Raw genomic sequence first — 12,737 nt, 5'->3', positions numbered from 1 at the left:
GAGCATTCCGAGCCCGTCACGGCACACCTAGACGAGTAATTCCTATCTGCTCAGTGGTCGAACGCGATGAGGGATCGGGTGACGGGCTGGCCGGTGGCGCGGTTGTGCCAGATGGCGGCGGTCATGGCGAGCAGTCGCTGTGCGATGCGGGCGGTCACACCGTCGATGGTGCGGCCGCCGTGTAGCTCGAGGTCAAGTTGGCCCTTGAGGGTGTCGTTGACCGACTCGATCAGTTGCCGGACCGGTTTGAGCAGGTGCTGCGCTGGATGCGGGGCGCGGTTGCGATACGAGGGACGCCACAGCCGTATCCCACGGTCGGCCAGGTAGCGATCCAGCTCGCGGGACGCGTAGCCCTTGTCGGCGATGATCAGCAGGCCGGGTCGATCGGCCAGCACCTCGGGGTCGTGGTCGAGCACGGCCATCAAGACCTGCCGTTCGTCGATCTTCGGGTCGGCCAGGGCCCACGTGATCGGCAGGCCTGCCGGGGTGCAGATCAGGTGCAGGCGCAGTCCCCAGAAGAAGCGGGAATGGCTGGCGCAGTAGCCATAACCAGCCCATCCGGCCAGTGCCGATCGCTTGACCGTGGGCCGGGAGCGGGCGCATTCGACCGGGGTGGAGTCGACCACCCACGTGGTGTCGGCCCACAGGTCGGTGTCGAGTGCGAGCATTCGGATCACGCGTTTGAGCAGCGGGGAAGCGGCGCGCAGCCGCTTGTTGTAGCCGGACTGTCCGGGGAGATACCGGAACGCTCCGGGCAGGTGCGCGGGGACGAACCGCAGCCAGCGGGCCTCCGACCGCACGCCCAGAAGGGCCTGGGCCACCGCAAGCGTGACCAGCTCGGCGTCGGTGAGACGAGGCGGCCGCCCCATGCGTGATGGCCTGCCCAGATGGTCATCGATCTTGACGTACAGTGCGGTCAGAAGGGTGTTCAAGTCGGTCCTCACAAACTGATCTTGAACACCCTTCGCCCGTCTCCGAACACCACCCAGACTTAGGACTTACTCGTCTAGGGCCGAACGGCCCACCTGTGTCCCTCCGGTGAGTGGCGTTGGTCCCTTGCTGCCTCGCCGCTGCCGGACAACCGTTGTGGCCAGGTGACGACACGGGAGGAACAAGCCATGAGGGACGTCGATCGCGCGATCTGGTCCTATCTGGAGTCCGAGAGCTACCCGCGCGCACGAGCACAGGAGAAGCCGAGCGCACCGGCTCCGGTGGAGCCGCCACGGCCCGTGGTGGTGGGCGTCGACGGCTCGGAGACAGCCGAGGTCGCGGCGTGCTGGGCCGCCGCGGAGGCGCACCGCCGCGGGGTACCGCTCGTCCTGCTGCACGCCTGCGGGCTGCCGCCGATGACACCCCGGGCCAGGGCTGCGCTGCCTCCCGGGTACGAGGAGGCGCTGCACGAGTTCGGGCAGGCGTGGTTGCGTGACGCCGAGGCGGCGGCCGGTCTCGAGGGCGCGTCCGTGCCGGTCGAGCGGGAGGTGCGGCCGGGCGCGCCGCGGGACGTGCTCACCGAGGCGTCAGAGCACGCCGGTCTGCTCGTGCTCGGCTCGCGGGGCCTTGGCGCCTTGCGCAGGCTCGCGCTGGGGTCGGTCGCGGTCGCGGTGGCGGCACACGCACGTTGCCCGGTGGTCGTGGTGCCGTCCGCCGACGCGCTGACCGCTGACGGCCCCGTCGTGGTCGGGGTGGGCGAGTCTCCCGTGTCCGACGAGACGCTCGCGTTCGCGTTCGAGGCCGCGGCGGCGAGGAACGTGCCGCTGCTGGCCGTCCGGTCCTGGCTCGAGGACTCGGCCTACGACGCCTGGCGTGGGCTGCCGTCTCGCGAGGAGACCGACGAGGCCGCTGCGGCGCAGGAGAAGTTCCTCCGGCGCGGCCTCGAGGGCTGGCGCGAGAAGTACCCCCAGGTCCAGGTGCGGGAGCTGTCCATGCGGGCCAGCCGTCCCGCGGAGGCGCTGCTCGCCGTGGCCGCGCAGGCGCAGCTGATCGTGGTCGGGACGCACGGGCGCGGCCGGGTCGGCGGGGTGCTGCTCGGCTCGACAAGCCAGGCCGTCATGCACGGGGCACGCTGCGCGGTCGCGGTGGTGGCGCCCGACGCTTCGGTGACTTGAGCCCCTACCCGCGGCCGTCCCCGGTGACCACCGTGGGGAGATGAGCCGACCCGACGCGCGGCCACCCCGCTGGGTGCGGATCCTGCCCGGGCTGGGCCAGTTCCGCGGGTACCGGCGTGGCTGGCTGCGCGGCGACGTGCTCGCGGGCGTGACGGTCGCCGCCTACCTCGTCCCGCAGGTGATGGCGTACGCGTCGGTCGCGGGACTGCCCCCGGTCACCGGGCTCTGGGCGGCGCTCGGCCCCCTCGCGGTGTATGTGTTGATCGGGTCGTCGCGGCAGCTGTCGGTGGGGCCGGAGTCCACGACCGCGCTCATGACGGCGGCGGCACTCGCGCCGCTCGCGGCGGGCGACCCAGGCCGGTACGCGGCTCTGGCCGCCACACTCGCCGTGCTGGTGGGCGGAGTGTGCCTGCTCGGCAGGCTCGTGCGGCTAGGCTTCCTCGCCGAGCTGCTCTCAAAGCCCGTGCTCGTCGGCTATCTCAGCGGCATCGCGGTCATCATGATCGCGAGCCAGCTCGGCAGGTTCACCGGCGTCGAGGTCGACGGGGAGAGCTTCGTCGCGCAGGTGCGTTCGTTCACGCAGCACGTGGAGACGCTGCACTGGCCCACGTTCGCGCTCGGATCGGCCATCCTGCTGGCGTTGCTGCTGGCCGACCGGCTCGTGCCCAGGCTGCCGGGCCCGCTGTTCGCCGTGCTGCTCGCGACGGTAGTCGTGTCGGTCTTCTCCCTGCAGCAGTACGGAATCGGTGTCGTCGGCGACATCCCGGCCGGTTTCCCCGCGTCCGGCCTGCCGAGTGTCTTGCCCGGCGACCTGGCCACATTGCTGCTGCCCGCGGTCGGGATCGCGATCGTCGGCTTCTCGGACAACGTGCTGACGGCGCGCGCGTTCGGCGACCGGCAGGGCCAGCGCGTGGACGCCAACCGAGAGCTGGCCGCGCTCGGCGCCATCAACGTGTCGGCAGGGCTGTTCCACGGCTTCCCGGTCAGCTGCAGTGGCAGCCGCACCGCACTCGGCGACGCGCTCGGCGGCCGTACACAGCTGTACTCGGTGGTGACCCTGCTCTGGGTGGTCGTCACCCTGCTCGCGGCGGGACCGCTGCTCGCCCGCTTCCCCGTCGCGGCGCTGGCCGCGCTCGTGGTGTACGCGGCGCTGCGGTTGGTGGAGCTGCCGGAGTTCCGCCGGATGGCCCGGTTCCGGCGTAGTGAGCTGCTGCTGGCCCTCGGCACGACCGTCGCGGTGCTGGGGCTCGGCGTGCTCTACGGGGTGGTGGCCGCCGTCGCTCTGTCCATCATGGACCTGATGCGCAAGCTGGCGAGGCCGCACGACGCGATCCTGGGCTACGTGCCGGGGGTTCCCGGTATGCACGACGTCGACGACTACCCGCGGGCCCGGCCCGTTCCCGGGCTGGTCGTCTACCGTTACGACGCGCCGCTGTGCTTCGCCAACGCGGACGACTTCCGTCGCAGGGCACTGGAAGCTCTCGACTCGCCCGCCGTGCGCGGCGGACCGGTGGAGTGGTTCGTGCTCAACGCCGAGGCCAACGTGGAGATCGACGTCACCGGGGCCGACGCGCTGGAACAGCTGCGCGCCGAGCTGGCCCGCCGGGGCATCACGTTCGGCATGGCGAGGGTGAAGCAGGACCTGCGCGACAAACTGGAGGCGGCCGGGCTCGTCGAGCGGATCGGCGCCGGCCGGCTGTTCATGACGCTGCCGAGCGCGGTCGCGGCCTACGTGCGTGCCTATACCGAACGCCACGGGGAACTGCCGCCCGGGATGGTCGCCCCCGAGGTGCCTCCGGACCCGATGCGGCCCGAGCCCGGTGCTCCGTGACGCCTGCTCACCGGTCGCCCGCGCCGGCTCGTGGCGTGGGCGCCGCGTCCGCCAGCGCCGCCAGCTCCAGCGTCCTGCTGAGATCTCCGGCCGACATCACACCGGCGAGCGCGCTGCCCTCGCGCACCAGCAGAAGGTCGCGACCCGGCCGCAGCGCGACGGTCTTGAGCACGTCCACCACGGGGGTTCCGGCGTCGGCAATCGTCACCGAGGGTGGCATGCGGCAGGCTGCGGCGACCGTCGTGGTCATACGCTGGTCCGGGGTTAGCTTCGCCAGCTCGCCGAGGTTGACCACACCGATGGGCGCGCCTTCGAAGGACACCACCGGGAACACGCGCCGCCGGGCGGTCCTGGCGGTGCGGTCGAGGAACGCCCGCACCGTCCACCAGCCCGGCGCCACCACGGGCTCCCTGGTCATGATCGCGCTCACCGGGAGGTCCCCGAGCAGGGTGCGCACCCGCTCGCCGGCCAGTTCGGTCTGCGCGGCGGTGGTGAGGAACCAGCCGACCAGTGCGAGCCACAGCCCACCAAGTTGCCGGAGCAGCAGGATCTCGGCGATACCGAGTCCCACGAGCACGGTGCCCAGCACCTGGCCGCCGCGCGCGGCGACCCTGGCTGCCCGCGCCCGGTCTCCAGTGACCTTCCAGACCGCCGCGCGCAGCACGCGCCCGCCGTCGAGCGGCGTGCCGGGCAGCAGGTTGAAGACACCGAGCGCGATGTTCACCACCGCGAGCCACAGCAGGCCCGCGACGAGCAGCCGGGGCAGCGCGGGATCACCGACCGCGGCGGCCGCCCAGAACACCCCACCGAGACCGGCGCTCGTGGCCGGACCCACCAACGCGATGAGGAAGTCGGCCCGCGCCGTGGGCGGTTCCCGCTCCAGCTGTGCCGCACCGCCGAGCAGCCACAGCGTGATCCGCTCGACGGTGATCCCGTAGTGGCGGGCCAGCAGAGCATGCGCGAGCTCATGGGCCAGCAGCGAGCCCATCAGACACAGTGCGATGCCCACGGCGGCGACCCAGTACCAGCCCCTGGCGATGCCGGGGGCGGTCTCGGGGAGCACCTGAATCGCGAGGATCTGCGCGAAGAGGAGCACGGCGATGAGCACGGACCAGTGCGCGCCGACGGCGATCCCCGCGACCCGGCCGAGTGGAATCGCACCCCGGAACATGGGACGTCCTCAGCCGGGTGTGGTGACCGGGTCCGGAGCCATCGGCCGCCATCGTGGCGCCATGCGTTCCCCGAGCACCCGCATCGTCGTGTACTCCAGGTCCTCCAGCGGAAGGCGGTGCGGTTCGAAGGGGCCGTGGCGGCGCAGGTAGTCCATCGCCTCGTTGGCCTGCGCCCGTGCCCGGTCGAACGCGGGATCGACGAAGATGTCCCTCGGGCCGGCGAGCTCGCCGTCGCGGATTTCGAAGCCGAGCGCCACCACGCGGGGCGGGTCGTCGAACCGGCTCGGGTGCGCGTGCTCGTGGATGCGGGTGTAGTCAGGGCCGTGCTCCTGGGCCGCTCTCAGCGAGAGGTCGTCGCCGCACGCGGCGGTGCGCCCGTCGGGCAGGAGCCCGTCGCCCACCGCCGAGTACAGCGCGTCCCGGGCGGAGGCGAGCAGGACCGGGTGCACGGCGGAGCGCCCGACGAATCCGCCGGTATCGGCCTTGATGATGCTGAGAGTGGTCATGATGTTGCTGCTCCTCCGCTCGTGTCAGAGGGTTTTGGCGATGAGGTCGACGAGGTCGACGGTGCGGTTGGCGTAGCCCCATTCGTTGTCGTACCAGCCGAAGACCTTGACGATGTTCTCCTCGGCCTTGCTGAGCTCGGCGTCGAAGACGCACGACGCCGGGTCGCCCACGATGTCGCGGGACACGATGGGTTTCTCCGTGTAGCGCAGGATTCCCTTGAGCGGGCCCGCGGCGGCGTCGGCGAAGGCGCGGTTCAGCTGCCCGGTCGTGACCGGCGTGTCCAGCTCGACGGTGAGGTCGGTCAGCGACCCGTCCTCCACCGGCACGCGCACGGCGACGCCGTCGAGCCTGCCGGCCAGCTCGGGGATGACCGTGCCGATCGCTCGTGCCGCGCCGGTGTTGGTGGGGATGAGGTTGACGGCCGCCGACCGGGCCCTGCGGAGATCCTTGTGCGGGCCATCCAGCAGCGATTGGTCGTTGGTGTAGCTGTGGATCGTGGTCATGAGCCCCCTGCGCACCCCGAAAGCGCGGTGCAGTACCAGGATCATGGGCGCCACGCAGTTGGTCGTGCAGGACGCGTTGGAGACGACGTGGTGTGCGGCAGGGTCGTAGGTGTCCTCGTTCACGCCCAGCACGAGCGTGGCGTCGACGTCCTTGCCCGGCGCCGAGATCACCACCTTGCGGGCTCCAGCGTCGAGGTGCTTCGCTGCGGCCTCGCGGGTGCGGAAGCGGCCGGTCGACTCGAGCACCACGTCCACCTCGTGGGCCCCCCACGGGAGCTTGGCCGGGTCAGCGGCGCCGAAGGCGTGGATCCGCTGGTCACCCACCTCGATGACCGAGTCGTGCACGGAGACGTCGTAGGGCAGCCTGCCGTAGGTGGAGTCGTACTCCAGCAGGTGGGCGAGCGTCTCGGGCGAGGTGAGGTCGTTCACGGCGACGACGTCGATGTCCTCTCGTCCCCGGTCGAGCACGCAGCGCAGCACGTCGCGCCCGATTCTGCCGAACCCGTTGATGGCGAGGCGGGTCGTCATCGGTCTCCTCCTCGTGGTGGCGGAACCGGCGAAGATGCCGGTGTCGCTCCCAGGCTCGTCGCCACTGTTGCCAAGCCACAGGGCCGGAAGTCCCCGGCCTAGAGGTCTTCCGCTGCCCGCTGCTCATCCGCCCCGTGGCCGCGGTGCAGCGGAGCGACCCATGTCAGCGTGGTGCCTTCGCCCGGTGCGCCGGTGACGAAGGCCGCGCCACCGCACGCGCGGGCCCGGCGGTGAAGGTTGGCCAGGCCGCTGGAGCGACGTCCCGCGGGTATACCCCTGCCGTTGTCCGCGACGACGACGGTCACGGTGTCATCGGTGCGCACGTCGACGGTGACGTCGGTGGCGCCGGAATGGCGCACGGCGTTGCTGAGTGCCTCCCTGACGACGGCCTGCACGTGCTCGACGAGGTGGGCCGGCAGGCGGCCGTCCACCGTGCCGTCCACCCGGATGGTCGGCGTGAGGACGGTGTCCGCGGTGAGCTCGGTAACGATGTCGAACAGCTTGTGCCGCAGACTCTCCGGCCGTGTCTCCGCGGTGTGCAGGTCGAAGACGGAGGTGCGGATCTCGCGGGCGATGCGGTCGAGCTGGCCCACCAGGCCGTGTATCTGAGCCCTGGCACGCGGATCGGCGATGCGGCGCAGGCTGCCCTGCAGGTCCATGCCGGTGGCGAACAACCGCCGGATGACGTGGTCGTTGAGCTCCTTGGCGATCCGGTCGCGGTCGGCCAGCAGGTCGAGCTGCCGCCGGTCGTGCTGCTGCTCGGCGAACTCGTGGGCGAGCGTGGCCTGCGCGGCGAACGAGGAGAGCAGCGGCGCCTGTTCCAGGGTGGAGCGTGCCGCGCCCTTGTCTCGCAGGGACACCAGCACGACGCGGGCCCGCGAGGCCGCCTCGGGCACCACTACCATCGCGGGCCCGAAACCTTGCTCCACCAGGCGTGGGCCGAGGTGGGGAAGGGAGGCGAGGTCCCCGAACGCGCGCGGTGCACCGGAGCGGAGGACCTCCTCGAGCAGCGGGTCGTCGACGGCGATACGGGCTCCGAGTAGCTCTTCGAGCTTGTCGCCTGCCACGGCGCCCACCGACAGCGCGGTCCCCTCGGCGTCGGTCAGGAGGATCAGCACCGCGGAGGCGGCCGACAGCTCGCGCGCGGACTCCGCGATCGCCTGCAGAGCTGCCTCGACCGGGGAGCCGGAGAGCAGCCTCGCGTTCGTCTCGGAGACGGCCCGCAGCCACCGTGCACGCCGCCGGGACTGCTCGAAGAGGCGGGCGTTCTCCACCGCGACGCCCGTCGCCGCGGCCAGCGCCAGAAGCAGGACCTCGTCCTCGGCGGTGAACTCGTCGGCGCCCCGCTTGTCCGTCAGGTAGAGGTTGCCGAAAACCCGGTCGCCGACGCGCAGCGGGACTCCAATAAAGCTGCGCATCTCCGGGTGCCCTTGCGGAAAGCCGACCGAACCGGGGAAGCGGGTGATGTCCGGCAGGCGAATCGGCCGGGGATCGTCGAGGAGCAGCCCGAGCAACCCGTGTCCCTCGGGTAGGTGGCCCAAGCGGCTTCTGGTCCTGGCGTCGATGCCCGCGTGCACGAAGTCGGCGAGCCCGGCGCCGTCGGAGTCCCGCACGCCGAGCGCACCGTAGCGGGCGTCGACCAGATCGGCGGCGACCCGCACGACGCGCTCCAGCGTGGCGTGTGTGTCGAGGCCGGTCCCCACGGCCAGCACGGCATCCAGCAGCCCTGCAGGCGGTCGCGGGTGTCGGCGATCTCCGCAACGCGCCGTCGCAGGCCGGCGAGCAGGCCGTCCAGCTCCAGCCCGGTCAGCCGCTCTCGCGACGACCCGGGCCCGGCGTCTGGTTGTTCACCCGGTCGGTCAGCCATGGCACGTCTGTTCGCTCCCCCCAATAGTCGGACATCGTGCTGGATGGTCGGGCGTATCCGGCAGTTCGTTACGGTTTGAGACGGTTGTTCAGCGGTTCGGAGGAGTCACCTCGGCGAATAACGGAGAATCCCCCTCTTGCGGCGATTCTTGTCGAGCTGTCGGTCCACAGTAGAGTGAGCGCGCTGGTGGCGAAGGTCCTCGGGCGCGAGGACTCGCGGCACTGTGTCCGCGGGTGGCCGCGCCGCGAGGCTGGGTGGGCGACCATCCGGTCGTGGACTGGAGGCACGATCATGCGTACCGCGTTGAGCACGGTGGCTGTCGCCGCGGTGTTGGTACTGGCGGGTGCGTGCGGCGGTGGTGGCACGAACCCCGGCGGACAGGTGGGAGCCTCGCCAACCCCCGCGCCGACGAGCACGACCACACCTTCCTCCGGCGATCGGGCGACGCCGGCGCCCCCTGCCTCACCCACGGCGCCACGGACGGCGGCGCCCCCGCACCGCCCCGCGCGTTGCCCCGAGACCCGGGGCTGGACGACCGGCGAGGACACGGCGCCCGGGATGAGCAGGGAAGCGCTGTATCTCGTGCGGGTGGGCAGGCACGCATGCTTCGACCGTGTGGTGTTCGACATCAACGGCCCAGCGCAGGCGGGCTTCTTCGTGCGTTACGTTCCCGTGGTGCGCGCGGACGGCGCCGGCGACCCGATCCCGGTTGCCGGGGCGGCGGCGCTCGAGGTGGTCGTGCTGGCGCCACCGCTCGGCTTCGACGAACAGGGACACCAGCCGGGCTCGACGCCGGCCCGCACCGGCGACTACTTCTACACGCCCGCCGAGCTCGCAGGCTGGCGCACCCTGCGGGCGGTGCGGTTCGCCGGCTTCTTCGAAGGCCAGTGCACCTTCGCCGTCGGCGTGCGGGGGAAGCTGCCCATGTGGGCGTTCAGCGTGCTCGACTCGGCGAACCAGATCCGGCGGATCGTCGTCGACATCGCGCACCAGTGGCCAACATGACCGCGCTGCACACCGATCTCTACGAGATCCGGATGGCGGTGAGCTACCTGCGCCGGTCCCTGACCGGGCAGGCGACGTTCAGCCTGTTCGCGCGCAGGCTGCCCCCCGACCGAGGGTGCCTTGTCGCCGCCGGCCTCGCCGACTCGCTGGCGTTCCTGGAACGGTTTCGGTTCGACGACGACGAGCTGGCGTACCTGGCCGGGACGATGGGGGTGCCGCCTCCGGACCTTGCCGCGCTGCGTGCGCTGCGCTTCGAGGGCGACGTCTGGGCCGTTCCGGAAGGCAGGGTGGTGTTCGCGGGAGAGCCCTTGCTGGAGGTCACCGCGCCCTTGCCCCAGCCACAGCTGGTCGAGACGGCGTTGCTGAACTTCGTTACCTTTCAGACCTCGGTGGCGACGAAGGCCGCCCGGTGCGTGCTCGCGGCGCCAGACGCCGACCTGGTCGACTTCGCGGCCCGGCGGACCCACGGCTTGGAGGCGGCCGACGCGGTCGCGAGAGCGTGCGCCATCGCCGGGTTCGCGGGCACGAGCAACGTCGCCGCCGCCAGAACCTGGGGTCTCACCGCGATGGGCACGATGGCTCATTCCTACGTGCAGGCCTTCGCGGACGAGTCGCTCGCGTTTCGCGCCTTCGCCACCGACTTTCCGGCTGGTGCCGTGTTTCTTGTGGACACCTTCGATACCGAGCGCGGTGTGCGGACCGCCATCCAGGTCGCGCGCGAGTTCGGCCTCCCCGGGGAGCGACTGGGAGTGCGGCTTGACTCGGGCGACCTCGGGGCACTGGCTCACCTGGCCAGACGACTGCTGGACCAGGCCGGGTTCCTCCGCGCACGGATCATGGCCAGTGGTGGACTCGACGAGTACGACATCGCCCGTCTGGTGACCGAGAGAGCGCCCATCGACGCGTTCGGTGTCGGCACCAAGGTCGGCGTGTCCGCCGACGCGCCGTCGCTGGACAGCGCCTACAAGCTGGTCGACTACGCGGGCAGGCCCGTGCTCAAGCTTTCCCCGGGCAAGGCCACCGCACCGGGTGCGAAGCAGGTCTACCGGGCTGCGACGGCGGACGAGCCGGATCTGCTGTGCTTGCGGGAGGAAGCAACCCCGGGCGGCAGGGAACCCATGCTGGTCTCGGTGATGCGGGGAGGGATCAGGCAGGGCCGGCCGGACTCCGTCGCCGACGGCCGCGAACGGCTACGGAACGATCTCGCGTGGCTGCCAGCGGGAGCCCGGTGGCTGCGAGGACCGGAGCCGATCAGCGTCGTGCACTCGCCCGCCTTGCGGGCCCTCACCGAGCGGCTGACGCGGCAGGCGTTCACAACAGCGCGCCCAGCGGGGTCCGGGTGACGGCGAGGCGGCCGAGGCCGAAGCAGCACGCGATCGCGCACACGGCGACCAGGGGTGCCTTGACCCCGGCTGGCATCGGGAGCGGGCGGGCCGCCGTGGCGAGGGCGATCAGCACCGGGCCCTGCAGGATGAACGCGGCGAACGACGCGCGCGCGGCGGCCGAGGCGAAGCCGCTGGTGCGGTGGAGGTGGCGCTGCGCGACGCCGAGCAGCCAGATCGACCCGGGAACCACCAGTGCGGCCTCGACCGTCGCGAAGAGCAGCGCCTCCCAGCGCGGGCCGCCGAGGAACACCGCCGAGCCCGCCGCGACGTCGGTGACCCCGGCTGCGACCGCCAGCACGGGCACCGACAGCACCACGCCGGCCAGCGCGACGCCGCAGCATCGGTAGAGCCGGTCCGGGACCCGGCTCGCGAGCCCGGTGTGCGCCTGCGCGGCCCCCAGCCAGAACATCGCGGCCAGCTGCGGCCACAGCCACACGTGCAGGTCGAACAGCTCGCGGTCGCGCGCCGCGACCCACAAGCGCACGGCGAACGTCGTCAGCGCGAGCACGAGCACGAGACCCAGCACGGTCCGTCCACCCGGGACGGCCCGGGCGGGACGCGGCCTCGCCACGGTGGCGTAGGCGAACGAGAAGATCAGCAGCACGGCCACGAACCAGAGCGAGCCCGAGTCCAGCAGCCGCGGGCGGCCCGTGAGCAGCCACCAGTAGGAGACGTGCTCGCCCGTGGCGCGGTAGGCAAGCCACAGCGTCAGCGGCCACACCAGGAGCAGGCTGGCCAGGAACGGGATGCCGAGCCGCACCGTCCGGTGCGTGACGAACGCCCGTGTTCCCCTCCGTTCGCGGGAGCCCGGGGTGAACAACCCGGCGATCAGGAAGAAGGCACCCAGGAAGAACAACGCGGACGGGCCGAGAATCGTGATGAGCACCCGCTCGGCCCCCGGGCTGAACGTGACCTCGTTGAGCTCGTCGTAGGCCCAGCCGCCGATGGCGGAGTACCCGAGCAGGGCGTGACCGCCGATGATCCACGCCACCAGCATGGCCCGCAGATTATCGGCGGCTGCGAGCCGCTCCGCACCCAGCCGTTCAGGCGTGGCCACCATGGAGCACCGCGCTGTCCGGGGCGGCGGGCGATCGCGTGCCGGAGAACCGGCTCACATGCACGTGGATGCCGTAGCGGGAGGCATGGAGCATGGCCGGCTCGGTCGCCGCCGACGGCACGCGAGGTGGGAGGTCCTCGCGGGTCAACGGGCGCGCCGTGCCGGTGCCGCGGACGACCCACTCGCCACCGCGATCGAGGAACTCCACCGTCACCGCGCGCCCGCACACCGTGTCGGCGAGCAGCGGGTTCTCGCCCGTGGGGATCAGCACGTCGCCCTGGTACGACACGAAACAGGCCAGCGGGAGGGGCCGCCACCCCTCCACCCACACCAGGGCGGTCCTCTCGTGGTGCGGTGCGGCGACGAGGGCGACGCAGTCGTGGTGGCCGAGTTCGCCGACGGCCCCGGCCTCCTCGCGCTCCCTGCCCGCGCGCTGCGTGATCATGATGTCGCATCTCCCTGGACGGTACTCGCCGGGTAGTCCACGTCGGCAGGTTCGGCCGCGCCCGGCTCCAGGATGTCGCCAGGCCGGTGATGAACGGCGAGGTCGTCGATGTCGCACGTGACGCCGTCGACCTCGGCCCAGAAGTCCGCGAGTGCGGCCGCCTCCTCGTCGGATTCGGCGAGGTTCCGCTCGATGAGCTCGTCACCGCGGTAGACCCGCACCTCGATGGTGGGGGTTTCGGCCGGGCCGGGCAGCTGAGGCACAGACATGAGTCGCTCCTTCCCCGGAACGCAAGGACGTGTGTCGATGGTGGGCGCCGTCGCCGTCCACGG

12 protein-coding genes are annotated in these 12,737 nt (G+C 71.7%); 4 read left to right on the top strand and 8 right to left on the bottom strand.

From position 1 onward, the window contains the following. Positions 1-50: 50 nt before the first annotated feature. Entirely contained in the window at positions 51-944 is an 894-nt protein-coding gene (locus BA062_RS14395; RefSeq protein ID WP_110334493.1) for an IS982 family transposase, read from the bottom strand. Between the two features lie 174 nt (positions 945-1,118). On the opposite strand from BA062_RS14395, the gene BA062_RS14390 reads away from it, so the two are divergent. Both BA062_RS14390 and BA062_RS14385 read left to right on the top strand, forming a co-directional pair. Beyond that, complete coding sequence (locus BA062_RS14390; protein WP_110336541.1) at positions 1,119-2,105, top strand: universal stress protein; 987 nt, start codon at positions 1,119-1,121, stop codon at positions 2,103-2,105. Between the two features lie 40 nt (positions 2,106-2,145). Next, positions 2,146-3,936: a SulP family inorganic anion transporter gene (locus BA062_RS14385; RefSeq protein ID WP_110336540.1), complete on the top strand. Its 1,791-nt coding sequence runs from the start codon at positions 2,146-2,148 to the stop codon at positions 3,934-3,936. A gap of 7 nt (positions 3,937-3,943) precedes the next feature. On the opposite strand, the gene BA062_RS14380 is transcribed toward BA062_RS14385, so the two are convergent. From BA062_RS14380 to BA062_RS14365, 4 genes are all read right to left on the bottom strand, one after another. Beyond that, positions 3,944-5,107 carry a site-2 protease family protein gene (locus tag BA062_RS14380; RefSeq protein ID WP_110336539.1) on the bottom strand — a complete coding sequence of 388 codons (1,164 nt, stop codon included), beginning with the start codon at positions 5,105-5,107 and terminating at the stop codon, positions 3,944-3,946. A gap of 9 nt (positions 5,108-5,116) precedes the next feature. Continuing rightward, a complete protein-coding gene (locus BA062_RS14375; RefSeq protein ID WP_110336538.1) occupies positions 5,117-5,614 on the bottom strand; it encodes a fructose 1,6-bisphosphatase in 498 nt (165 codons plus the stop codon). Positions 5,615-5,638: 24 nt separating this feature from the next. Continuing rightward, positions 5,639-6,646, bottom strand: a complete 1,008-nt coding sequence (gap, locus tag BA062_RS14370) for a type I glyceraldehyde-3-phosphate dehydrogenase (protein ID WP_110336537.1) — start codon at positions 6,644-6,646, stop codon at positions 5,639-5,641. A 98-nt stretch (positions 6,647-6,744) separates the two neighbouring features. Further along, on the bottom strand, positions 6,745-8,358 hold the full coding sequence (locus tag BA062_RS14365; RefSeq protein ID WP_342768909.1) for a sensor histidine kinase: 1,614 nt from the start codon (positions 8,356-8,358) through the stop codon (positions 6,745-6,747). A gap of 713 nt (positions 8,359-9,071) precedes the next feature. Between BA062_RS14365 and BA062_RS14360 the strand changes: the two genes are divergently transcribed. Both BA062_RS14360 and BA062_RS14355 read left to right on the top strand, forming a co-directional pair. After that, entirely contained in the window at positions 9,072-9,518 is a 447-nt protein-coding gene (locus BA062_RS14360) for an AMIN-like domain-containing (lipo)protein (protein WP_110336536.1), read from the top strand. Further along, positions 9,515-10,861 carry a nicotinate phosphoribosyltransferase gene (locus BA062_RS14355; protein ID WP_110336535.1) on the top strand — a complete coding sequence of 449 codons (1,347 nt, stop codon included), beginning with the start codon at positions 9,515-9,517 and terminating at the stop codon, positions 10,859-10,861. The genes BA062_RS14360 and BA062_RS14355 overlap by 4 nt, the downstream gene beginning before the upstream one ends. Here the strand turns inward: BA062_RS14355 and BA062_RS14350 are convergent. From BA062_RS14350 to BA062_RS14340, 3 genes are read right to left on the bottom strand one after another with little or no spacing between them, the layout of a single operon-like run. Further along, on the bottom strand, positions 10,830-11,963 hold the full coding sequence (locus BA062_RS14350) for an acyltransferase family protein (protein WP_110336534.1): 1,134 nt from the start codon (positions 11,961-11,963) through the stop codon (positions 10,830-10,832). The two genes, BA062_RS14355 and BA062_RS14350, sit on opposite strands and share 32 nt — an antisense overlap. Then, positions 11,947-12,405 carry a hypothetical protein gene (locus BA062_RS14345; RefSeq protein WP_110336533.1) on the bottom strand — a complete coding sequence of 153 codons (459 nt, stop codon included), beginning with the start codon at positions 12,403-12,405 and terminating at the stop codon, positions 11,947-11,949. Before BA062_RS14345 ends, BA062_RS14350 begins: the two co-directional genes overlap by 17 nt. Next, complete coding sequence (locus tag BA062_RS14340) at positions 12,402-12,674, bottom strand: hypothetical protein (RefSeq protein WP_110336532.1); 273 nt, start codon at positions 12,672-12,674, stop codon at positions 12,402-12,404. The genes BA062_RS14345 and BA062_RS14340 overlap by 4 nt, the downstream gene beginning before the upstream one ends. Positions 12,675-12,737 lie beyond the last annotated feature (63 nt).

The organism is Prauserella flavalba, assembly GCF_003202235.1.
GTDB classification, from domain to species: Bacteria; Actinomycetota; Actinomycetes; order Mycobacteriales; family Pseudonocardiaceae; genus Prauserella_A; species Prauserella_A flavalba.
This window is presented reverse-complemented; position numbering and strand designations above follow the sequence as displayed.

What these genes read in the sequence shown, in the direction of transcription:
- BA062_RS14355 (WP_110336535.1), top strand. Translation starts at nt 9,515, where the DNA reads ATGACCGCGCTGCACACCGATCTCTACGAGATCCGGATGGCGGTGAGC.
- BA062_RS14380 (WP_110336539.1), bottom strand. Translation starts at nt 5,107, where the DNA reads ATGTTCCGGGGTGCGATTCCACTCGGCCGGGTCGCGGGGATCGCCGTC.
- BA062_RS14340 (WP_110336532.1), bottom strand. Translation starts at nt 12,674, where the DNA reads ATGTCTGTGCCTCAGCTGCCCGGCCCGGCCGAAACCCCCACCATCGAG.
- BA062_RS14350 (WP_110336534.1), bottom strand. Translation starts at nt 11,963, where the DNA reads ATGGTGGCCACGCCTGAACGGCTGGGTGCGGAGCGGCTCGCAGCCGCC.
- BA062_RS14385 (WP_110336540.1), top strand. Translation starts at nt 2,146, where the DNA reads ATGAGCCGACCCGACGCGCGGCCACCCCGCTGGGTGCGGATCCTGCCC.
- BA062_RS14345 (WP_110336533.1), bottom strand. Translation starts at nt 12,405, where the DNA reads ATGATCACGCAGCGCGCGGGCAGGGAGCGCGAGGAGGCCGGGGCCGTC.
- BA062_RS14390 (WP_110336541.1), top strand. Translation starts at nt 1,119, where the DNA reads ATGAGGGACGTCGATCGCGCGATCTGGTCCTATCTGGAGTCCGAGAGC.
- BA062_RS14375 (WP_110336538.1), bottom strand. Translation starts at nt 5,614, where the DNA reads ATGACCACTCTCAGCATCATCAAGGCCGATACCGGCGGATTCGTCGGG.
- BA062_RS14360 (WP_110336536.1), top strand. Translation starts at nt 9,072, where the DNA reads ATGAGCAGGGAAGCGCTGTATCTCGTGCGGGTGGGCAGGCACGCATGC.
- gap (WP_110336537.1), bottom strand. Translation starts at nt 6,646, where the DNA reads ATGACGACCCGCCTCGCCATCAACGGGTTCGGCAGAATCGGGCGCGAC.